Origin of the sequence: Streptomyces sp. NBC_01017, from assembly GCF_045162795.1 — a bacterium.
Classification (GTDB): Bacteria; Actinomycetota; Actinomycetes; order Streptomycetales; family Streptomycetaceae; genus Streptomyces; species Streptomyces machairae.
Genome location: NZ_CP108683.1, coordinates 10,864,200 through 10,885,802, shown reverse-complemented (window position 1 = coordinate 10,885,802; position 21,603 = coordinate 10,864,200). Strand labels below are relative to the sequence as shown.

Sequence of the window (21,603 nt, the reverse complement as noted above, 5' to 3'; positions counted from 1 at the left end):
CGGCACAACCGCGCCACGCTGTAGCCATCGGGGTTGTCCTCGGTGGCCTTCTCCGCATCGATGAAGAGGCAGGCATCACCTACTTCACGATCTCCTTCGCGAAGAAGGCCGCGGCTTTTACCAAGATCTCGTTCGCCTTCTTGACCTCGGCCAGCTCGCGGCGCAGGCGCCGAAGCTCGTCGCGCTCATCGCTGGTCAGGGCGCCCGCGGGCCCCTCACCCCGATCGATCTCTGCCTGCTTGACCCAGCCGCGAAGTCCTTCGGGGCTGACCCCCAGTTCCCGGGCGATCTCGGTGACGTTCCGATGCGGCGACGAACGGACGAGCGCGATCGCGTCGCGCTTGAACTCGGCCGTATACCGCTTGCTCATATTGCTCTTGCCACTCAACCTGAACTGCTTCCTCCGGGACCCAACCGTCCCAGTATCAACCTGTCCAGATCAACGGGGGAACTTCCAAGGCCGGGTAGTTAGCGTTTTTGCAGGTCACGCAAGGGGGTCCTTTCCGGTGCGACTGCCGTGTAGCGTCCCGTGCGAACCCTCTTGATCATTCCCTTCTCGGTCCAGCGGGCGAGTTGTCGGTAGGTGGCGACGAGGGTGACGTCGCCGAGTAGTTCGGCGATCTCCCTTGAGCGCCAGAGCCGTTCGGGTTCTGCCTGCAGGATGGCCAGGACGCGTGTCATTCGGTTGCTGGTCTGGCCGGGGCCGACGTACTGGGGGACCGTGGTCGTGGGCAGTGTGGGCTCCGGCGTCGGCGGCGGCAGGAGAGTGATCACCGTCGAGGTCACGGCCTTGCCGGCGTCGGGGCGGCCGTCCAGTTTCCTTTCCGCGTAGCGGGAGATGGGGGACTTCACCTTGCGGGTACTGACGCGGCCCCGGCGTGCGGGCGACAGCGCTGACAGGACGCGCCGGCCGATCTCTCCAATGCCCTGCTCGAAGACTCCTTCTGCACCTACCAGCAGGTCACGGGCGGTCTGGAGGGCGACGGTGAAGCCGCAGCGGTCGGGATCGGTACCCGGCCGGGACTCCGCCGCCTGGACCATGGTGCGGCGCAGGAGTTGGTAGAGGGTGAGCAGGGCCCACATCTCCTGCTCGACGCCGGCCGGGTCGTGCGAGCGCAGGACACGTCCGTGCAGGATGGTGTGGCGCAAGGCGTAGTAGGCGCTCTCGTGCTCCCAACGCTCGTGATACAGGTGCACGAGGCGGTCGGCGGGGTGGCGGCGGGCGTCCAGGAGCGTGGTCACCAGACGGTAAGAGCCCTCGAAGTTGCTGCCATCGGTGCAGGTGATACTCACCTGGGCTTCGATGATGCGCACCGGGACGCCGCCGATGACCGAGAGATAGGAGAAGTCGGCGAGAGTTTGAAGGACTGGTGGGCGGCGGCGCCGGCGGATGCGGCCCAGGACCTGTGCGCCGGTGGCGTGCACGGCGGAGAGGAAGTCGTTGCCGTCGAAGCCCCGGTCCCACAGCACCAGCATCTCGGGGCCCAGATGGTGCAACAGCCTGGTGGCGTAGGAGGTTTCGCCCTCCCGGGTGGGACCGAAGACCGCCGCGATGACGGCCCGGGTGCCGGTCTCGACGAGCGTCATCAGCTCGACCTGGGGATACCCACCGTGCGGGCACCGCCCCAGCCAGCCCCGGTTGCGTTCGCTGTCAGGCACCTTGATCGAGCTGCAGCCGTCGAACGACACCGTCCGATACGGGCCGAACCGCACCCCCGGCATGGTCGGCCGGGCCAATGGCCCGGCCAACACCTCGAACAACGCACGCACCGGCGCGACTCCGAGCCGCCGGCGCAGGTCACGCAATGCCTTCCCGGTCGGGCAGACCACCGCCATCCCGGACAGGCCGGCTGTCAGCTTGGCCCACACGAGCCGGTAGCCGACTTCGGGGAACATGCACATCGCGAACAAGAAGTAGACCCCGACCCGCGAGGGCAGATCACGCAGCCGCCGCTGCACGACCCTCGTCTCCGACAAGACCGCGTCAACCAGCTCGAACGGCACGATCGCCGTCAGCTCCCCCAGATGACCCGGCGCGAACCGGCCCGCGGCCACAGTGACCGTACGGGTGATGGTCGCCAGTGGCGACGGCAGGACACAATGACCGGGCAACGGAGCTCCTTCGGGAACAAGCTGTCTTGGACGACTGCCTGTACCAACGAGCTCCGTTGCTCCGTGTCAGGACTTCCTCAACTCCCTTGCGTGACCTGCAAAAACGCTAACTACCCGGCCTTGGGGGAACTTCACAACAGCGGCACGTCAAGAACACCAACCACATCATCGCGAAGACGATCGTGACCCAGGCTGAACGCACCTTTGCCGGACTCTGCCTGGAAGAACTCAAGGGAATCCGGCAGAGGGTACGGCTCCGCAAGCCCCAACGGGTCGCACTCCATTCCTGGGCCTTCGCCCAGCTCGGAGACTTCATCGTCTACAAGGCCAGGCGGGCCGGGGTGCCCCTGGTCTTCGTCGATCCCGCGTACACGTCGCAGACGTGCGCCGAGTGCGGCCACGTCGACAAGCGCAACCGTGTCGACCAGGGGCTTTTCATCTGCCGGGGGTGCGGGGTCGTTGCCCACGCCGACCGGAACGCTTCCCACAACATCGCCGCACGTGGCGAGAGCGTGTGGAATGCGGGGCGTGAGTCACGCGTCCCTGCCACCCAGTAAGGGTGTCCGGACGGAGGAGCCAACCCAGCAGCCAGTTGGGCGCTACCTCCAAGCCCGGCCCTTTAGGCCCGGGTCAAGTTGACGCAACGCTGTGCGTCGTGGGAGGTCTTGCCCTCGCTGATCCTGCGGGCGATGTATGTCTTCGTGGCGGGGTCCAGCCGCATGTGGATGTGCGTGTTGGTGTGCAGAGCTCGGTTCAGCTGCCGGTCACCGCTGCGGTTGATCCGGTGGCGGTTCGTGGGCCCGGAAGAGGCCGGGATCGGCGAGACACCGGCGAAGGATGCGAAGGCGGCCTCGGAGCGAAAGCGGCCGGGGTGCGACCAGCTGACGCGTAGATACCGACTTGGTCGCTGACCTGCGGTGGGCCGACCGGGCCGACACGATTCGCGCCCAACACCGCCTGAGACACACGCGCGTGACGGAACGTCTCAGCCGACCGGGTACTCCCATCTGTTGGCCTTGTTCCCGCCGCCGCTGGTGATCCAGGCCAGCCACTCCTTCGTGAGCCGGCCCTGTTGGCGCGGAAGGGGGCCTTGCGTCTGCGGCGGGTGGACGGCTGCCGCGCTGCCGCCGTGGATGTCGATGTGGTCACTCGCGGTGTCCGCCCCGGCCCCGGTCGACAGTCGTGTGCCCGGATGTAGGGCCGATGGGGCCGTCATTTGAGGCTGGCTCGCGGGAATGCTGGGGTCCTGCTACGTGAAGGCGGAGGGGGCGAAACGGGCAATTCTCATCTTTTTCGCCGGCGCGTCGAGGGGTCCACAGTTATGACTGCAGCGAGGGCAGCGGGCCCGAAGAGCTTGGACGAGAGGTGGCGCCGGGGATGGTGCGGGTGGTCATTGCCGAGGACTCGGTGCTGCTCAGGGAGGGGCTGACCCGGCTGCTGACCGACCGTGGGCACGAAGTCGTGGCGGGGGTCGGGGACGGCGAGGCGCTGATCAAGACCGTCACGGACCTGGACTCACAGGGCGAGCTGCCGGACGTGGTGGTGACGGACGTTCGGATGCCGCCGACGCACACCGACGAAGGCGTGCGCGCGGCCGTGCAGCTGCGTAAATCACACCCCGGACTCGGGGTCCTCGTCCTCTCGCATTACGTGGAGGAGCGGTACGCCACGGAGCTGCTGGCCGGCTCCAGCCGCGGGGTCGGCTATCTGCTCAAGGACCGCGTCGCGGAGGTCAGCGAATTCGTGAATGCGGTGGTACGGGTGACCCAGGGCGGCACGGCCCTCGACCCGGAGGTCGTGGCCCAGCTGCTGGGCCGCAGCCGCAAGCAGGACGTGCTGGCGGGGCTCACTCCGCGGGAGCGGGAGGTGCTGGGACTGATGGCCGAGGGGCGGACCAACTCCGCGATCGCCCGTCAGCTGGTGGTGAGCAACGGCGCCGTCGAGAAGCACATCAGCAACATCTTCCTCAGGCTCGGGCTGTCCCGGAGCGGTGGCGATCACCGGCGCGTTCTCGCGGTTCTCACGTACTTGAACTCCTGACGGGCTGACACCGAGTCAGTCAAATGAGCGTCGCTCCCACGACGCCCACCCACCGGGCGCGGACACGGCTGCCTATACACCCGGACTTCGCAGGTCGTCGCTTCAGGTCTGTGGCCGGCAGGTTCTCGTGATGTCTGTTCCAAGAAGGTCGAGGAGGCGGAGTTGGATGCCGCGGGTGATCTGCAGGTGGGCGGATCGGTGGAGCTACCGATCCGCAGAGTGAGTTCGCTGAGGTGGTAGAAGATCATGCGATCGGTGGGGCGGACCCGGCGCTGGTCCGGGTAGAGGCCGACCATGGTCTGTTCGGCCCCCAGAGCGCGTCTGACCTGTCGCTCGATGAGCTTCTTTCATCGCGCCGCTGACCTCGGCCGCACCCCCGTCGAAGACACGGCAGTGGACGGGGACGGCGCCGTCGCCGGACACCGCAAGCCCAGCCTGGACCTGCTTCAGGTCCACCCGCCGGTCCTGGGACGTCCGTAACTGATGACCGGATACTGCTCGTCCTGGTCCTCGACGGGGAAGGAACCATGGACAGACATGCTGGTCATGTCCCAGTGCAGCCTGGACACGTCGATCCCCGAACTCGGTGATCGCCCGCGCGCCGACCGTCCCCGCGATCCTCTCCAATGCCGGCGCGATCGTGTCCAGGGCCCGGGCCGGGCGGTCGTCGTTGAGCAGAGCCGGCTCGATACCGAACACCTCTGCCACCGCCCCGGTGCGGCCCAGTCTCCGCCCCACACCAGCGGCGCGGGGCGAGGTGAACCGATCCCCACTCGGAGAACCGCACACCGTCACGGCACAAGACAACAGAGACCGAGACACACTGATGGATTACTCAACAGCTGCCAGCCCCACAGTCCCCCAGTCCGGGTTTCGGAGTTACTGGACCAGCCTCTCGTACCCGCGGGTATGCCGGCGGACGTTCATCATCCAGGCCGTTCGTTCCACGCCCCGGCGGCGGGGCAGAGGACGAAGCCGGAAGTGTCCTTGGGACGGGCGACCGTCTTGCTCGTGAGCTTCAGGGGCTTCTTTGCCCAGGTCACGAGCTTGCCTGCGTAGGCTCGTTCGCTCCCGCCGTCTGACATCAAGGCCCCCACCCCGCATTCAGAGGGTGCGGGGTGCGCAGTGTCGCCACGCGAGCGGTGTCTGGGAGGCTTTCGACTGGGCCGGCTGGTCCCCTGCGTCCTGCTCTGTGCTGGCGTTGGGCTGGGGTGGGCGGCCTGCGGCGGACCTTTTCTGCCGACCATCTTGTGGACTGACTAATTAGTTAGTTAGTCTGGAGTTGCGTCAGCGTCACGGTGATGCGCCGTACGGCTCCACGACGCTGATTGACGCCGGGGCGGGACCACCCTCTCCCGGATGTCTCGCGACGTCACCCCGGCAGCGGAGTGCTGGACGGTGTGCCGTTTGTCGGCTGGTATGCGGTGACCGGGCAAGCTATGCCGGCCACATCCCCCTTGTCTGCCGGAGGCACGCATGAGCGGTCGTCGGAGTCTGGTACGGACCGGGTCCGCCCCCCACAGCCGGGGTATGCACGTCGCCCGCGGGTCGCATCGCTGGTGTGCAGCTCGTGGTAACCGCCCCTCCGTATGTGCGGCCACTGAACGCAGCATGTTGGGGCACGAGCGCGGCCGTTCGGTTGGGTCTCTTCGCCACGGTTGCTGCTTGGGGGATGGCTGCGGCTAACAGCTCCGGTGCCGGGTGACCGGCAGGCGGGCATGGTGCAGCAGCGGGCGGCCATCGGGCCCTGAATGCGGTGCAGGCGCCATGCAGTGTCGTCGGTGATTGCTGTCCCGACGACTCCGATACCACGTCACGTGCCAGGGCCAGCCCCTGTCCCAGCGGTGTACCGCCTCCAACGGAGGCTGTGCTGCCCGCAGCCGTTAGATGTCCCTCTCCTTTTCTCTCTTCCCTCGATCCTGGAGGATCGTCATGGACTTTCCCTGCACACCTGAGCAGGCAGCCCTCAAAGCCAGGGCAGCCACCTACGTCCAACAGTTGATGCAGTACGAGGACCAAGCTGCACAAGCGGGCGGATTGCTTCCTGCCCCCCTTCGTGAACTAGCGCGCGCTGCCATCGGCGCCAGCCTCTACGCGATCAATATGCCCGCCGAGTGGGGCGGGCTAGGCCTATCTCTCCTGGACCAGGTCATAGTCGAAGAGGAATTCGGAACGGTGCACAGCGGCCTATGGGACTTGTGCTGGCGGCCCGCCAGCGTTCTGGCGTACTGCACGAAGGCGCAGCGGGAGAAGTACCTGTTGCCCGTGATCCGTGGTGAGCGCTTCGAGGCGTTCGCGGCGGCTGAACCAGGCGCACGGCGCAACTCTGGCTCAGCCACCACCGCGGAACGCACGGCGGGTGGCTGGCTGCTGAAGGGAAAGAAGTGGTTCGTGACGCGCGGCCACGTCGCCGACTTCCTGATCGTGCAGGCCGATGCGGGACCGCAGCGGACGTCGGCTCTGTTCTTCGTGGATATCCACGCACCGGGTGTTCAGAGCGAGCGCATGCCCCGCTCGCCGCACGCGACAGCCAACGGGACGAGTGAGTTTTGCTTCACCGAAGTTTTCGTGTCCGACGATGACGTGCTCGGCGGCATCGGCAACGGCAACGACCTCATCCAAGAATGGCTTACCGCCGAGCGACTGATGATCGCAGCCCGAGCCACCGGCGGTGCACAACGTGCGTTGGAGCATGCCCGTACCTGGGCTGGCGAACGAGGCCAATCTGGCTCCGCCGCGGACCTTCGCCGTGTGCAGGCCATGCTCGCCGACTGCGCCGTCGACGTCGCCGCCAACCGCGCATATACCCGCAAAATTGCTTGGGAGGCCGATCAGTCACGCGCTTATGACCGCCCCGATCTGCCCGCCAGGCAGGTGATGGGAAAGCCCTGGACGAACACGGCGGGCAGTCAGATCGTCTCCGGCCGCGGCCATGAGCGCACCGTGCGCGACGAGTGTCTTGCTCACGAACTACGCGTCGACCGTATTTGGGAGGGCGCCTGCGCCATCCAACGCCTGATCACCGCGAGCGAGCTACTCAAGCGCGGCTCGCAGGCCCTCGCCTCGCCCCGTCCCTAATAGGGTCGGGGACCGGCGCGGTTGCTGACGCTCCGTTTCCAGTCCCCGCCGCTTCAAGCCGTGCGCGCAATTCTGCCGCACACGGCTTTCCGATACCCTTCACCGACTGGCATGCGCTGTCGCCCTGCGTACGTTTCCGGTAAAGCGGTAGACACCGAGCCGGGGTGATCCCTCCCCCGGCGAGGCATGCCCGGCCGACTCCGCGACCTGGGGCGTCCTGGGACGCGGATGCTGGCTGGAGAAACACCAGGTCCGCTATGTGCTGGCGATCCCGAAGAACGAGGTGGAGGTCAGCGTCAACATTCCTACGCACCACGGCGGCTCCGGGCGGGGCCGGCAGCCCGGCCCCGGCTGGCCTGTGCTGTCCGCCAGCCGAGGGACGAGGAGGAAGCGTGTCCGCGCGCCCAAATGGCCGGCCAGCCCATCCAATGCAATGGTGCATGAGCCTCCCCGGCGCGCCGAGGGCCTGGCTTCCCAGCCGTCAGTGCCAGGCCCTCGCAGTGCACGAACGGTGCGGCGAATGGGAGGAAGTGTTCCATCAGCCAGGCTGCCATGATCGCTCCGGCGTCCACGTGTCCTAGCCGTGCTCTCGACCACCGCCACCAACGGCGTGCGTGTGCGGATCATTGAGGTTCCCCCGTCATGTGGGAGGTGCTGATCAGCTGGTCAGCAGGGGTTGATGGGTGTTCAGATTCGTTGGTTCGGCCGTCGCCTGCTCGGCGTAGTGCTTCTCCTCGAACTCGATCGGGCTGAGGAAGCCGAGCCGTTCCTGGATGCGGCGGGAGTTATAGAAGCCGTCGATGTATTCGAAGAGCGCGAGGTTGGCCTCGGCCCTCGTGGTGAAGGTGCGGCCGCGGATGCATTCGGTTTTGATGAGCATCCAGAGGTTCTCCGCGAGGGCGTTGTCGTACGAGTCCCCGACGGACCCCATGGATGCTTCACCTCCCGCTCGCAGCAGCCGAGTTGTGAGCTTGATGGATGTGTACTGCCAGCCGTGGTCGGCGTGATGGATGAGCTTGCCGGGCTCGACCTCACGGGACGCGAGCGCGTACTCCAGGGTGGTCAGGACCAGGTCGGCGTCCGCGTGGGCAGAGGTCTCCCACGCGACCACCCGGCGGGAGAAGGCGTCACGGATCGCCGAGAGCCACAACGGTCCCTCGCCGGTGGAGATCATCGTCAGGTCGGTGACCCACAGCCGGTTCGGCGCCGGTGCGGTGAAGTCCCGGTTGACCAGGTCCGGGGCGAGCGTGGCCTTGGGATCGCGGCGCGTGAAGCCCTTCCGCCGCGGGCCGACGCCCGCGATGTCGGCCTCGCGCATCAGCCGCTCGACCCGCTTGCGGCCCACCCGCGTGCCCTCGCGTCTGAGGACGGCGTGCACGCGCGGCGAGCCGTAATTGCCGCCGGACTCCGCGTGGATCTCCTTGATCCGCTCGGTCAGCTCGACGTCGCGGCGCCGCCGTTCGCACGGCTCCTTCTCCGCGCGGCGCCAGCGGTAGTAGGTGGAGGAGGCGATGTGCAGTTCCCGCAGGACGCACTCGACTCCCAGGCGGGGATGCTCGTCGACGAGCGCCGTCACCTGGGCCGGGTCGGGTCGAGCTGAACCGCTCCGGGTTTGATCGAGACTCTAGATCTTGACTGTGACCTAGTGTTTTGCGGTCTCGTTGTAGTAGTTGGTCTCGTATTCGACGGGTGGGATGTGCCCGATCTCACCGTGGAGTCGGCGGTGGCAGTACCAGTCGACCCACTCGGCGGTGGCCAGCTCGACCTCGGACAGCGTCTTCCAGGGGGCGGCGGGGCTTGATCAGCTCAGTTTTGAACAGGCCGATCGTGGATTCCATCAGGGAGTTGTCGTAGGCGTCGCCGACCGATCCGATCGACGCGGCGATGCCTGCCCGGTCGAGGTGCTCGGCGAGCGCGAACGACGTGTACTGCGATCCGGCATCGGCTCGACGCCGCCGAAGCGGTCCTTGTGCTCGTCGATGAACGCTACGAGCGTGTGTGTGGCCGGTCGAGCTCGGCCGCGAAGAAAGACGCCGCGGCTTTGAGGATGTCGTTGGCCCGTTTCAGCTCGGCGTTCTCCTTCTTCAGCCGCTTCAGCTCGGCCGACTCCTCGCTCGTCGTTCCTGGCCGGGAGCCGGTGTCGATCTGGCCCTGCCGCACCCACTTGCGCAGCGTCTCGGTCGTGCCGATGCCCAGCTTCTGGGCGACCGCTTTCATCGCGGCCCACTCGGTGTCGTACTCCGGCCGCACCTCGGCGACCATCCGCACCGCACGACGGCGCAGCTCAAGCGGGTACTGGGAAGGACGTGCCATAACTCGATCCTCTCAAACGATCGAGTCTCTACCGAATCCGGAGCGGTTCAAACAGACGAACCACGCCTAATTCGTTATGGACCCCTGACTGCCTCACCAACGGTCGCAAGTCGGTTGAACATTCTTCGACTGGCTGAATTAGATCATGATGGTTTGGCGTCTCACGTAGCGCGTGCCACTCTGGTGGCGATCAGTGGCGGCGGAGGGTTCTGAGTTCAACGAACCGCGAGGATTGAAGGGTTGATAGGTGGAGCACCCTCATACGGTGTCTTGACTCTTATGCGATCGCGCATTCAGGTAGCTGGCACTCGACCAGCGCCGGTAGGTCCGTCATGGTGCCCCGTCCTGTGGGCTGCAGCCTTCGATGACCTGCGCCTCCAGCCACCGAATCGTCCATGGCTCGTTTCCCGAAGCGGGACTGATCACGCCTTTCACGAGTGGAATGCGCCGCCTTTGTCCAGACGCGGCACCCGTGTCGGCACCAAGTGAAAGCACACCAAACAAAAAGGCAAAGGAAAATGATGAAGCGTTACGTTACGGCCGTACTGGCCGCCGCAGCCGTTCTGACTGGAATATCTGCGCCTGCTGCTTCCGCCGACTCGCCTGGAATCTCGACGCCGAGGCAGAGCGCCACCGGGCGGCAGCTGAACAACCTCATGTGGACACCGACGCTGTCCATGAGCGGCACGACCATCTGGATGCTGCGTATGCAGGAAGAGCCGGCCGTCGAGCCGGGCGGGGTCTACTTCCTGTGGAACCCCGACACTGCTTCCCCCGCCGGGCGCTTCTCGGTGGGAGACGATGTCCAGGTGAGCACCGTCAGCAGCTGGAGGGGGGCCATCTTCTCTCCTGACCTGGCCGCGCAACACATCGAGGTCCGCTACGGCAACGTCACCAAGCCCGAAGAAGCCGCAGTGGTCGCCAGCTCGACTACGTGCCCGCCGCATTTGACCTGCTGATTCTGCGGAGAGACGGCTGCCGTCTACGCGGCAGGCGCCGCGCAGGCACTTGCCGTCCACCGCGATGGCCCGACGGTGTGTTCGGACGGTCTCGGCCCGGTTGACTTCCGCTCCCCTCCCTAAAGACTAAAGGGAGGGGATTCCTACCACGGTCGGCTGACCGTCTCGGTGGGTTCCTGCTTCTTCGCGCTGTGCCGGGACACGTCCCGGTCTTACCCGCGCTCGACAGGCTGATACCGCAAGTCCTGCGGCCTTGGCGATGTTGACCGCCGCGTTGATGTCCCGATCGACCCAGGCCCCACACGCTCCGCATTCCCATACGCGGACGTGGAGGGGCTTGGGTCCGTCCTTGACGCCGCACTGCGAGCACGCCTGTGAGGTTGGCTCGAAGCGCCCGATGCGTACGAGGGTGCGCCCGTACCGGGCGGCCTTGTACTCCAGCATCGTGACGAACGCTGACCATCCGGCGTCGTGGACGGACTTCGCGAGGCGCGTACGGGCGAGTCCCTTGACCGACAGGTCTTCCACTGCGACCGCTTGGTTTTCGCGGATCAGCTTGGTGGAGAGCTGGTGGTGGAACTCGCGCCGCGCGTCGGCGACCTGCGCGTGAGCGCGGGCGACCTTGAGCCGGGCCTTCGTCCTGTTGCTGGAGCCTTTCGCCTTACGGGACAGGCGGCGCTGTTCCCGCTTCAGCTTCTTCTCGGCCCGGCGCAGAAAGCGGGGGCTGTCGATCTTCGTGCCGTCGGAAAGGATCGCGAAATGCGTCACCCCCAGGTCGATCCCGACCTGTCCGGCCGCCTTGGGCAGCGTCTCGTCCTCGCTGGTCTCCACCACGAACGAGGCGAAGTACCGGCCGGCGGCGTCCTTGACGACCGTGCCGGTGGACGGTACAGACGGCAGGGTGCGGGACCACTTGACCCGCACGTCACCGATCTTCGGCAACGACAGATCCCTGCCGGGCGTGATCTTCCACCGCGCGTTCGCGGTGAACCGGACGGACTGCCGGTTGTCCTTGCGGCTCTTGAACCGGGGCGCACCCATGCGCGGGCGCTTTCCCTTCAACCCGTCGAAGAAGTTCCGATAGGCGGTGTCCAGGTCGCGAAGGGACTGCTGGAGTACGACCGCCGAGACTTCACCGAGCCAGGCTCGTTCCTCGGTCTTCTTCGCGGCCGTGACCTGCTTCGACAACTCGGCCGAGGTCACGAACGGCAGCCCTGCCGTGCGGCAGGGCGGTTGCAAGTTCCGGGATCGAGTGGATCGTCCGCCCCAGCGGGAGTTGACGGGGCAACAGCATAGGCACGAGACCGGTGATCATCAGGGTGTCTACGCCTGCTGATCACATCAAGGTCCCGTGCCTGCCGCTCCGTCCTCCACGATCCCTGCCGTCCTGGCGAAACTGGGCCCCCTTTCACCAGTGCGACACCGGCCGTCTGCGCACCCACCTCCAGCGCCTCCCCGACCCCCGTTCGCGTCGCGGGCGGTGGTATCCCCTGGCCGGCTTGCTGCTGATCTGCGCCTGCGCAGTCGTCTCCGGCGCCCGGACCATCACCGAGATCACCGAGTGGGGACAGCGCGCCAGCACCACGGTGCTGGAACAGCTCGGCATCCGCCGCCACCTGCCCGGACGTCGACGCGCCCCATCCCATGCCACCCTCACCCGGCTCCTGGCCGCCCTCGACGGCGATGCCCTGGACGCCGTGATCGGCGCCTACCTGGCCGAACACGACCACACCGATGTCGGCGGCACCGGCTCGGTGCCGCGGCCGGCGATCGCGGTGGACGGCAAGGCGCTGTCCGGCTCCGCGCACCGACAGCAGCGCCACCGGCCCCTGTTGTCCGCCGTCACCCACGCCCCCACCGTCACCCTGGCCCAGCGGGAGGTGGGGGCCAAGACCAACGAGACGGCCGCTGCTGGAACCCTCGATCTGGCCGGTGCCGTGGTCACCTTCGACGCCCTGCACAGTGTCAAGGACCAGGTGCGCTGGCTGGTGGAGGAGAAGAAAGCCCACTGCATCGCCGTGATCAAAGGAAACCAGCCGACCGCGTCCGCCCAGGTCAAAGCCCTGCCATGGGAGCAGGTGCCGATAGCGCACACCGTCTCCGGGACGGGCACGGGCGGCGGGAGTCCCGCTCGGTCGAGGCGATGGCTATCGCGGCGAACCTGGGCGGGATCGCTTTTCCGGAAGCACGGCTGGCCTTGTGTATCCACGGGCGCCGCCGGGACAGCGGCAAGCGGCAGACCCGGGAGACGGTCTACGCCGTCACCAGCCTCGATACCCACCAGGCCAGCCCTGCTGACCTGGGCGGATACGTCCGCGGGCACTGGGGGAATCGAGAATTCCAGCCACCATGTCAGAGATGTGGTGTTCGTCGAGGACGCCTCCACCGTCCACACCGGCAGCGCGCCGCGAGCGATGGCGGCCTTGCGGAATCTGGCCATCGGCAGGCTGCGGCTGCTGGGAGCGGACAACATCGCCAAGACCACCCGAGCGATCCGGGACGCACCCGAACACGCCATCTGGATCTGGGGCATCACCGACAGCCCACTCCTACCGGGAACCTGAAGCCGCCCTGGCCGTGCGGGCGGTCTCACGAGCGCGGAGCGCATCGTTGTAGACGACCCGCGAGCACCCGAACGCCCTGGCCAGCGCGGAACGCTGGGGACCGTTCGGGTACATCCGGAAGGAGTACCTGAGCTGCATGATCAGCACCGTACCATGTTGGTTTATGGCCGACATGCAGCAGATTCGTACAGGCAGGCACTGCACCTTCGCCCTCCATGCCCACTTGGTTTTCGTGACGAAGTTCCGTCACAAGGTCTTCACTGACGCCCACCTCCGCCGGATGGAGGAGATTATGCGGGACGTGGCGAAGGACTTCGAGTGCAAGATCGTGGAGTTCAACGGCGAGAACAACCACGTCCACCTGCTCGTGAACTTCCCTCCGAAGGTCGCCCTGTCCAAGCTGGTCAACTCGCTCAAGGGCGTCAGCTCACGCCGACTCCGCCAGGAATACCCGGAGCTGGTGCGGCACTACTGGCGGGCGCAACGGCTCTGGTCCGGCTCCTCCGACAATCAGCTTCGAAGTCAACCCCCGAAGGACTTACGACGCAGACCACTTAGGCCCGCATCGACCATCTCGAACGGGACGATCCGGGTGAGTTCCCGAGAAGCCCGGGGGCGAACAGGCCCTTGGCTACCGTGATTTCACTCGTGATGACACCCTGATCGGACAGCGGAGCCTCCGGTGCTATGAACGGCTGTCTTGGTCAACTGCCAGTTCTACCGGGGCTCCGCTTCTATCCGGCCCGATCCCGCAGATCCGGTTCTGTAGACACCGACCCATCAACCCATAACTTCACGGCCTTGCCCCAAAGGGAGGGACTCCTGGTGTGGCGCTCTGGCCTTTTGACCCGTCAAAGACTTCAGCTGACTCGCGATACTTGTCCCTCACCGCCCACTCGATACTATGGCACTGCTAGGGATGAACGTATGGAAAACAACACCGTCAAGGCGACCGTCATGTTTTTTAACGCCAGCCCTACAGAAGCTGGGAACATGTCCTGGACTGGATTTTGCGATCCCGATGCAGGAGGGGAAGACGAGGTCTGGGTGCACTTCCCGGAGGGGATTCCTTCGCAAATTGCGAATCTGAATAGCAACTTCAGCATCTATTTGAATGACGATTTGAGTAGCTTTATCGGGGCGGCATGCCATGCTTGCGATTGGGAGAATAGTAACGTAGTGTTCCTACGCTTCTGAACAGGTAGGCAGGCCGCCAGAGTCTATGGGGTCGCACCTCAAAGGGGAAAGGTGAACGCCGTCTACGAATGGACGGCTAAGCTCGGTTCCCTACTCTACGTCCACAAACCCACTGAACCTCTTTCATCCTGTCTCGTGGGAGTGAAAGGGCCTGGTCAGAGCGTGTGGTGACAAGGCAGGGCCCCTCATCGTTGGCGTGGTGATACCACTCATCACACCGGTGACCGGAGGGGCCCTGTCCTGTTGGTTCCGCATTCTGCATGCTCGATGTCCCGTATGAGCTTGTTGAGCATGTCGCCTGGCTGCTCTACGCCCGGCGACAAGAGATCAACTCGCCTTGGCGCCGCCCGGGTTGTTTTTGGCAAGCCCTCCTCACGCTCGCGCATCTACCCAAGAATGAGACGTTCGCGCAGGTGAGGGCGGGTTCGGGGTCACAGGCCACGGCCTGACGGTATATGGACGAGACCCTCGAGGCCCTGGCTTCCTGGGTGCCTGGCCCGCACGAGACCCTCGTCGGGTTGAGCGAGGGCGACTTCGTCATCGTCGACGGGACGCTGATCCCTACCGACCGGAGCGAGACGGACGAGCCGTACCACTCGGTGGCGGCCCCATGACGGTGGTCTGACGGTCTCATGGCGGTCCCCGTGGCTGCCTGTCCACCTAGGTCACCGTGCACCCCGTCCAAGATCGACCAACAAAGTGAGCAGCAAGGTCGCGGCGCAGGGCCGCAAGCGCGCACGTGTGTTGCCTGGTCTCATTCCGCACCGTACGCGTCGGTGGGCGTACGAGGTGTTCGGCCACCGCGGCGACGTCGTCCGGGGCTGCGAAGACCCGGTGCAGCGCGGGGAGCGGCTGGGTCGGGGTCGCGATGGACGGGCTGGCCCCGAGCAGCGCGTAGGACCAGCCGCTGTCTTCCTCCTAGTTGAAGCGGAGGCCGCCCACGCGCCGGTGCCGCTGACGTCCCACCGAGCACGAGGTACATCGTGTCGCCGTGTCGGGGGTAGGTGCGGTCGGTGCGGACGGCGCCGGGAGGGATGCCCCGCCCGATGAGGGCTTCGTCGACGGCCTGGGCATAGGGCCAGTGCGGCAGCCGCTGTGCCGAACCGGCCCCGAGCCCGGGCGGGTTGAGGATCACGGCTCACCTCAGGCCGCAGCACGACCCCTGGCCGGGGCGGCCAGCGCCGCCGTCGCCGGCCTGCTGTCCCCAACTTGCCGCCTGGTCCTGTGCCGGGCGGGTCTGTCATCGGCCGAGTGGCTGGGATCGTACCGGCCGGTCGGCGGCTGCGGCGACCTGGTCGAGGAGGGCTGCGTAGGAGGCGGTCATGCGGGTGCGGCTGAAGCGTTCGCGGCTTGCGGTGAGGGCCGGGGTGAGGGTGTCGCGGGCTGCCGTCGCCGTGGTCCAGGCCCTGGCTATGGCCTGCGGGTCGGGCGGGGTGACGATGCCGCTGCCGCGGACGATCGCCGCGCTGTCGCCGACGTCGGTGGCCACCGGGACCGCGCCGCACATCATGCCCTCGATGAGGCAGAGGGGGGCCGCCTCGCCCCAGGAGGAGGTGAGAGCGACGACATCGGCGGCCGCGTACACCGTCTCCATGTCGCGGCGCACCCCGAGCAGATGCAGACGGGAGGACAGATCGCCGCGGTGATGACCGAACGCGGCCGTGATGTCCGCGTCCAGGCCTGGGTTCGCCGGTGTCATGCCCGCGCCGCACATCAGGACGTGGCTGTCCGGCACCCCGGCGAGCCAGGCCCGGGCCGCCCGCAGGAACAGCGGCACGTTCTTCATGCCGTCGTAGCGGGCCGCGAAGACGACCACCGGGGCGGGCGGGGTGATGCCGAGGCAGGTGCGCAGGGCCAGACGCCCGGCCGCATCGGGGCGGAAACGGGCCAGGTCGACGCCGTTGGGGATGTCGTGCAGGAGAGCTGGGGGTATCCCGGCGTTCTCGTAGGCGGCCCGGGTGGACTCGGCGCAGCACACGCAGGCCACGACCGTGCCGGCGGCGATCGCCGACTTGAGATCCTCCAGGGCGCGGGGCTGGTTGTGCGGGTCGGAGCGGTGCAGACAGACCACGACCGGGCGGCGCGGCAGTCCCGGCTGGGAGAGGAGGGCCAGGGGCTGTTCCTTGAGGGAGAGGACGACGTCCGCGCCGGCCATCGCGCGGGCAGTGTCGGCCAGCTCGCGGCCGGTGAAGGCAGCTGGCCCCATGCCCCCGGTGTCGAACGTGCGGCCGAGTGAGGTGACGCTCACGCCCGCCGCGGTCAGCGTCCGGTAGCAGGTGTCGTCCTCCATCCGCTGGCGGGCGGCCTCCCGGTACACCTCCCTGTGCACGCTCAGCACCTGGTGCTGCTGGCCGCCCTCCCGCAGTCCCAGCACCACATCACTGTGCAGGATCCGGGCCCCTCCGCAGAAGAACCCCTCATAGACCGACAGCACTCGAAGCCCGCGCCCCATACCCACTCCATCACTCGCTTTACGCCCATAGCCATTCGCACCGGAGAAATCCGGATTAGCGGACATGAGGCTATACAGCTGCTTCGCGCAATGAACTGCGTGTTTTGCTCTGCCTCATCGGGCTGACAGCAGTCCCGGGCCCGGCACGGATCCCGGGCAGCGCGTGAGAAGCCGGCAGCCGCACGGACACGCCGGCCCGCGGCGCGGCCTGTACCTGTCGTTTCGCTGGCGGCCGGCCCGCACCGGAGTGGAGAAGGTGCAGGCCGGCCCGGCTGCGTTCCAGGAAAGGAGCCCGGGGCCCTGGAACAGCAGCTGGGAGGTTCCGGCGGGGCGAGTGGGGCCGGCACTGGCAGCCCTGCCGGACCTCGCGACGTGAACGAGCGAGGCGGTCAGGCAGTCACGCCTGTACGCCTGAGTGAGCCGTCGGTTCTGTCACCAGCGGGCGGCGGAGGCGGACTGGGCCATGGCCTGCAGTTCGTCCAGGAGGAGAAGGCGGCAGCCGGCAAGGGCGTCATGAGGCTCACCCAGCGGCCGGCTGTACCAGGTGCCGAGCCGGGCCGACCACAGGCCGTGCCATGCCGCACAGGGCGTCATGGCATCGTGCCAGCGGATGCGGCCGAGCCAGTCCCGTGCGGCACACCTGTCGGCGAGGGGCGGTGCAGTTCCCTCTCGAACACGCCCCCGCCGAGGGCGGCGTCGTAGGCCACCACGGCACGGCCGTGCAGGAACACAGCCAGCCGCGGCAGCAGCCGGGCCGAAGACGGCCGCCTGCGCGACGCGGTGAGGGTGATGCCGTGTACGGCTACAGCCCACGGCTCGATGGCCGCGTGCGGCGCAGAAATTCGTTGAACACGACGCCGCCGGTGCGGTCGGTCACCGCGATCTGCACCGCAGGGAGGTCTGCTGGGTCCGCGCCTGGGGCGGTGCGCCGGGGGACCCGTGCGGTATGGCGAAAGCTTGACTTCCTTAAGATCGCTTTCTCCCACTGTTTCATCCAGTGATGGGTAGTTGATTCGCATTTGCCGGGTCGCGCCAGGAGACGGTGCTCTCGCCGGTGAGGCGGCGGGCCATGAGGTCGGTCATGGCCAGGTGGATCATGGCTTTCGGATCGGGCGGGCAGGGTTTCGTACTATTCCGCGCTTTGAGTTATCCCGAGCTGACACCGACCGTGCAGGTCAGCGGAGTTGCGAGGTGCTGGTGCTCGGCATAACGGGCGCGGTCAGAGGCTGTCGAGGAAGGCGAGGACGGGGTCGGGGGCGGTGTAGCGGCCCGGCTTGCTGTCGGGTGGTGTGGTGCGGGCGAGGGCTCGTTCCTTGAGCGTCATGTCGGCGTGGAGGTAGATCATCGAGGTTTCCTGCGACTCGTGGCCGAGCCAGAGGGCGATCACGGAGGTGTCGGCCCCTGCGTGCAGCAGGGACATCGCCGCGGTGTGCCGAAGGGTGTGGGGCGTGACGTTCTTGGTGCGGAGAGACGCGCAGGCCACGGACGCGGCGGCGGTGTGCTTGGCGACGAGGCGGGCGACGGCATCCGGGCTGAGCCGGCCACCGCGGTGGGTGCAGAACAGCGGGTCGGTGGGGTCTCCGCCGCGTTCGGCGAGCCAGCCGCGCAGGACGGTGACCGTGTGGCGAGTGAGCGGGGTGGCGCGGTCCTTGCGGCCCTTGCCGTGGCAAAGGACGCGCGGGCCGCGTCCCAGGTAGATGTCCTGGAGTTGGACGCCGGTGAGTTCGCAAACGCGCAGACCGGTCTGGACGGCCAGGTGCAAAAGGGTGTGGTCGCGGCGCCCCCACCAGGTGCTGAGGTCGGGTGCGGCCGGCAGGGCCTCGATCTCGTCCCGGGTGAGGTAGCAGACGTCGCGTCGCTCGGTGCGTTTGGAGGGGATGGCCAGCACCTGCTGGATCAGGGCGGAGTACTCAGGGGACCGGAAGGCCGCGTATCGGAACAGCGAGTGGATCGCGGCCGGTCGCGCGTTGCGGGTGGTGGTGCCGTTGCCCCGCGTGTTCTCCAGGTGTGTGAGGAACGCGCCGATCAGGGCGGCGTCGAGGTCGGCGAGGTCGAGGTCGGTGGGCTGTTTGCCGGTCTGCTGGCTCGCATAGCGAAACAGCAGACGGATGGTGTCGCGGTAGGCGACGACGGTGTGGCCGCTTGCCTGGCGCTGGTGGGCGAGCCGGTCGGTGAAGAAGCCCTGGACGAGGGGTGCCGGTGAGCTCATGGGAGATCTCCGAGGAAGGCGTCGAGCCGGCCTGCGGCCAGGGCGAGCAGTTCGGGGGCCGCCTGGAGATACCAGTAGGTCGAGACCGGATCGACATGGCCCAAGTAGGTGGACAGCAGTGGAAGTTGTGCCTGGACGTCCGTGCCGGTGCGGTACCAGTTGAGCATTGTGGCGATGCAGAAGGTGTGCCGCAGGTCGTGGATGCGGGGCTTCCGGCCGCCCGCCGCTGGACGGATGCCGGCAGCGTCGCGGAGCCGGGCGAAGGTCTCGGGGACGTGATGGGCGTCCAGGCGATCCCCGCGGGTGTTGACGAAGAACGCCGGGGTCGACACCACGGGCTGGAGCAGGTCGCGCCGCTGGTCGTGGACGTGCAGCGCCTGCATCGTGCTGGGGTGCACGGGGACCTCGCGGGCCTTGCCGAGTTTCCCCGCCCGGATAGTGAGCACCCCGGCGTCCCAGTCGACGTCGGAGCGGTCGAGTCCGCAGGCTTCACCGACGCGCATGCCAGTGGCGGCCAGCAGACCGATCAGGGTGGCGTAGTTGAGCGCCCGCAGCGGATGGCGGAGCCCGGTGGCGGCCGCCATCAGTGCGACGATCTCGTCCGGGGCGAACAGGTGCGGGGCGATGCGGCGATAGCGCAGGGGCATCAGATCCGGGTGCGGAATCTCGGTGGCCGGGTCGAGGGCCTGCAGATGCCGGGCGAAGATCCGTGCCACGGTGAGTCGCTTGTTCCAGGAAGCCGGGTTCACGCCGGGCGCGGTCCGCGTAGCCCAGGCCACCGCCAGGTCGGTGGTGATGGTGATGGCGCCGACGCCTTCGAGGTAGCTGATGAAGTCCATCAGCATCCTGCCGTGGCCCTCCAGCGTGAACCCCAGGTTCCGCCGCATGGTCAGGTAGTCCCCCGCGTGCTCGCGCAGACTGGTCATGACGCCTCCCCGGGCCAGGGCCGGGCCAATTCCCGCAGCCGTACTCGGTCGACCTTGACGTAGATCGCCGTGGACAACTGGGACCGGTGCCGCAGGACTTGGCCGACTTCGGGCAGGGGTGCTCCGGCGGCCAGCAAGTCACTGGCCACCGTGTGCCGCAGCCGATGGGCGCCCAGCCGCGGCAGGCCGGTCCGCTTGCAGCCACGGGCGACGAGGGCACGGATGCCGCTGGCGGTGACGGACTGGCGAGGGGCACGCCCGGAGAGAAACAGGCGGCTGGTGGAAGAGTCGGAGGGACGGCCGTGCATCAGGTAGTCAGCCAGGGCCTCGCCGACGTCGGCCGGCAGCGGGAGGCGGTCGGTGAGCCCGCCCTTGCCGCGGATGGTCAGTTCACCGGACCGCCAGTCGACATCGTTGATCTCGATCGCGGCGGCCTCGCAGGCACGCAGCCCGAGCCGCGACAGGACGGTCAGGACCGCGAAGTCGCGCCGCCCGGCAGGGGTGCTCCGGTCGCATCCGGACAAAAGCGTGTTCACCTCGTCGGCTGTCAAGCGGCCCGGCAACGTGGCGAGTCTCCGGTTCGCCACCGTGGGCACCGCCCCCGCCAGCGGCCTGCTGATGCGGCCCGTGACGAACAAGAACCGCAGCAGTGACCGCAGACCGGTCACCATCTTCTTGGCATCGGCGGTGCTGCGGCACGCAGCCCCCTCCAGGACGAACCGGGTGACGTGCTCGGCGGTCAGACCGGCCAGGCCCTGCGCCAGCGGCACCGTGGACAAGAACGCCCGTACCGGCGGCAGATAGCGGCGGACCGAAACCTCAACCACCCCACGCTCGTCCCGCAGGTACTGCCGGTACTCGCTCAGCAACACCCCCACCTCGCTGTCGTCGACGGGCACCAGGGCCTCCGGCACTGCCCCGACCGAGCGCAGATGGGCGAGGAGAGGAACGAGAGCACGCGAGCTCGTTCGCTTCCGGTAGTCCCGCCGACGAACGGCGAGGAACTCCGCGATCACCGGCCCTGCCAAGGCTTCCGGCTCCACGCCCCGGGCACCCATCCACCGGCTCAAGTGGGCCGTGAGTTGCATCAGCTCACAGGAAGACTTGGGGGTGTAGCCCTGGTGCAGCACCGCGGCACACAAGCCGACCGCGTACGGAGCCAGCGGCCCCGTCACCACTACTCGCGACGGATCACGCTCATACATGACCGCCCTCCAGACTGGGCTCCCAACCAGTCAGGCAGTCCAAGCCGCAGAACGCGACCCCTGCATTATTCCGACCGCCCCGTACCCGTTCACCGCCTCAGCCTGCGCGGTTCGTGTCAGGTCGGGATAACGCGAAGCGCGGAATAGTACGAATTACTCCGAGCTCGGAGTAACTCGTAGTCGCGGGCCAGTCGGCGGTGCATCATGATCCAGCCGATACTCCGCTCCACTACCCAGCGTTTCGGGATCGGGGTGAATCCCCTGGTCCCGGGAGTGCGGACGGTGATTTCCATGTCGATGCCGAGGGTGGCGGCATGCTCGACGAAGTGTTTGCGGTAGCCGCCATCGACCCAGGCCCTTGCGGATGCCGGGCTGGTCGGCGGCCACCTGGTCGAGCAGTTGGGCGCCGGCCACGGAGTCCTGCACGCCGGCGGCGGTGACCAGCACCGCGAGGAGAGGCCGAGTGTGTCGGTCACGATGCTCCGCTTGCGGCCGTTATCTTGAGCTCGCTCGACTCGCGTGCTGCTGACCTGGCGTGATGTGTGGTG

At 67.3% G+C, this 21,603-nt stretch carries 16 protein-coding genes and 10 pseudogenes; 9 read left to right on the top strand and 17 right to left on the bottom strand.

Annotated features, from left to right (window positions below; genetic code table 11):
• Positions 1-79: 79 nt before the first annotated feature.
• Positions 80-388 (bottom strand): transposase, encoded by a 309-nt coding sequence (locus OG331_RS49865; RefSeq protein WP_406191182.1) that lies wholly within the window; start codon positions 386-388, stop codon positions 80-82.
• An 80-nt stretch (positions 389-468) separates the two neighbouring features.
• Positions 469-2,112: an IS4 family transposase gene (locus tag OG331_RS49860; RefSeq protein ID WP_406191184.1), complete on the bottom strand. Its 1,644-nt coding sequence runs from the start codon at positions 2,110-2,112 to the stop codon at positions 469-471.
• Between the two features lie 134 nt (positions 2,113-2,246).
• On the opposite strand from OG331_RS49860, the pseudogene OG331_RS49855 reads away from it, so the two are divergent.
• A pseudogene (locus tag OG331_RS49855) lies at positions 2,247-2,669 on the top strand (RNA-guided endonuclease InsQ/TnpB family protein); the annotation flags it as partial.
• Positions 2,670-2,731: 62 nt separating this feature from the next.
• Here OG331_RS49855 and OG331_RS49850 read toward each other — a convergent pair.
• Positions 2,732-2,986, bottom strand: a pseudogene (locus OG331_RS49850) (transposase); the annotation flags it as partial.
• A 111-nt stretch (positions 2,987-3,097) separates the two neighbouring features.
• A complete protein-coding gene (locus tag OG331_RS49845) occupies positions 3,098-3,328 on the bottom strand; it encodes a hypothetical protein (RefSeq protein WP_406191186.1) in 231 nt (76 codons plus the stop codon).
• Positions 3,329-3,489: 161 nt separating this feature from the next.
• On the opposite strand from OG331_RS49845, the gene OG331_RS49840 reads away from it, so the two are divergent.
• Both OG331_RS49840 and OG331_RS49835 read left to right on the top strand, forming a co-directional pair.
• Positions 3,490-4,152, top strand: coding sequence for a LuxR C-terminal-related transcriptional regulator (locus tag OG331_RS49840; protein WP_406191188.1), 663 nt, complete (start codon positions 3,490-3,492; stop codon positions 4,150-4,152).
• Positions 4,153-4,488: 336 nt separating this feature from the next.
• A complete protein-coding gene (locus OG331_RS49835; RefSeq protein ID WP_406191190.1) occupies positions 4,489-4,632 on the top strand; it encodes a hypothetical protein in 144 nt (47 codons plus the stop codon).
• Between the two features lie 402 nt (positions 4,633-5,034).
• Here the strand turns inward: OG331_RS49835 and OG331_RS49830 are convergent.
• Positions 5,035-5,222: pseudogene (locus OG331_RS49830) on the bottom strand (IS5/IS1182 family transposase); the annotation flags it as partial.
• A gap of 862 nt (positions 5,223-6,084) precedes the next feature.
• Here OG331_RS49830 and OG331_RS49825 point away from each other — a divergent pair.
• Positions 6,085-7,230, top strand: a complete 1,146-nt coding sequence (locus OG331_RS49825) for an acyl-CoA dehydrogenase family protein (protein ID WP_406191192.1) — start codon at positions 6,085-6,087, stop codon at positions 7,228-7,230.
• A 658-nt stretch (positions 7,231-7,888) separates the two neighbouring features.
• Here the strand turns inward: OG331_RS49825 and OG331_RS49820 are convergent.
• The 3 genes and pseudogenes from OG331_RS49820 to OG331_RS49810 form a co-directional block, all read right to left on the bottom strand.
• Positions 7,889-8,806, bottom strand: coding sequence for an IS3 family transposase (locus OG331_RS49820; protein WP_406191194.1), 918 nt, complete (start codon positions 8,804-8,806; stop codon positions 7,889-7,891).
• 66 nt (positions 8,807-8,872) lie between these two features.
• A pseudogene (locus OG331_RS49815) lies at positions 8,873-9,176 on the bottom strand (integrase core domain-containing protein); the annotation flags it as partial.
• Positions 9,125-9,543: pseudogene (locus tag OG331_RS49810) on the bottom strand (transposase); the annotation flags it as partial. The pseudogenes OG331_RS49810 and OG331_RS49815, both read right to left, overlap by 52 nt.
• Before the next feature lie 518 nt (positions 9,544-10,061).
• On the opposite strand from OG331_RS49810, the gene OG331_RS49805 reads away from it, so the two are divergent.
• Positions 10,062-10,502, top strand: coding sequence for a hypothetical protein (locus OG331_RS49805; protein ID WP_406191196.1), 441 nt, complete (start codon positions 10,062-10,064; stop codon positions 10,500-10,502).
• 126 nt (positions 10,503-10,628) lie between these two features.
• Here the strand turns inward: OG331_RS49805 and OG331_RS49800 are convergent.
• Positions 10,629-11,726, bottom strand: a pseudogene (locus OG331_RS49800) (RNA-guided endonuclease InsQ/TnpB family protein); the annotation flags it as partial.
• Positions 11,727-11,809: 83 nt separating this feature from the next.
• Here OG331_RS49800 and OG331_RS49795 point away from each other — a divergent pair.
• Complete coding sequence (locus OG331_RS49795; protein WP_406209517.1) at positions 11,810-13,066, top strand: ISAs1 family transposase; 1,257 nt, start codon at positions 11,810-11,812, stop codon at positions 13,064-13,066.
• Positions 13,067-13,075: 9 nt separating this feature from the next.
• Here the strand turns inward: OG331_RS49795 and OG331_RS49790 are convergent.
• Positions 13,076-13,204: pseudogene (locus OG331_RS49790) on the bottom strand (helix-turn-helix domain-containing protein); the annotation flags it as partial.
• On the opposite strand from OG331_RS49790, the gene tnpA reads away from it, so the two are divergent.
• The 3 genes and pseudogenes from tnpA to OG331_RS49775 form a co-directional block, all read left to right on the top strand.
• Positions 13,203-13,706 (top strand): IS200/IS605 family transposase, encoded by a 504-nt coding sequence (gene tnpA / locus OG331_RS49785; RefSeq protein WP_406209514.1) that lies wholly within the window; start codon positions 13,203-13,205, stop codon positions 13,704-13,706. The pseudogene OG331_RS49790 and the gene tnpA overlap by 2 nt on opposite strands.
• A 287-nt stretch (positions 13,707-13,993) precedes the next feature.
• The gene (locus OG331_RS49780) at positions 13,994-14,263 is read left to right on the top strand and encodes a hypothetical protein (RefSeq protein ID WP_406191200.1); all 270 of its coding nucleotides are present in this window, start codon (positions 13,994-13,996) and stop codon (positions 14,261-14,263) included.
• A gap of 196 nt (positions 14,264-14,459) precedes the next feature.
• A pseudogene (locus tag OG331_RS49775) lies at positions 14,460-14,862 on the top strand (IS5/IS1182 family transposase); the annotation flags it as partial.
• 641 nt (positions 14,863-15,503) lie between these two features.
• On the opposite strand, the gene OG331_RS49770 reads toward OG331_RS49775, so the two are convergent.
• The 7 genes and pseudogenes from OG331_RS49770 to OG331_RS49740 form a co-directional block, all read right to left on the bottom strand.
• Positions 15,504-16,697, bottom strand: coding sequence for a glycosyltransferase (locus OG331_RS49770; protein ID WP_406209641.1), 1,194 nt, complete (start codon positions 16,695-16,697; stop codon positions 15,504-15,506).
• Between the two features lie 450 nt (positions 16,698-17,147).
• Positions 17,148-17,309, bottom strand: coding sequence for a hypothetical protein (locus OG331_RS49765; protein ID WP_406191202.1), 162 nt, complete (start codon positions 17,307-17,309; stop codon positions 17,148-17,150).
• Between the two features lie 396 nt (positions 17,310-17,705).
• Positions 17,706-17,844: pseudogene (locus OG331_RS49760) on the bottom strand (IS5/IS1182 family transposase); the annotation flags it as partial.
• Between the two features lie 90 nt (positions 17,845-17,934).
• Positions 17,935-18,924, bottom strand: coding sequence for a tyrosine-type recombinase/integrase (locus tag OG331_RS49755; protein ID WP_406191204.1), 990 nt, complete (start codon positions 18,922-18,924; stop codon positions 17,935-17,937).
• Positions 18,921-19,850, bottom strand: a complete 930-nt coding sequence (locus OG331_RS49750) for a tyrosine-type recombinase/integrase (protein ID WP_406190751.1) — start codon at positions 19,848-19,850, stop codon at positions 18,921-18,923. The genes OG331_RS49755 and OG331_RS49750 overlap by 4 nt, the downstream gene beginning before the upstream one ends.
• Entirely contained in the window at positions 19,847-21,055 is a 1,209-nt protein-coding gene (locus OG331_RS49745; RefSeq protein WP_406191206.1) for a site-specific integrase, read from the bottom strand. Before OG331_RS49745 ends, OG331_RS49750 begins: the two co-directional genes overlap by 4 nt.
• A 149-nt stretch (positions 21,056-21,204) precedes the next feature.
• A pseudogene (locus tag OG331_RS49740) lies at positions 21,205-21,549 on the bottom strand (transposase); the annotation flags it as partial.
• Positions 21,550-21,603 lie beyond the last annotated feature (54 nt).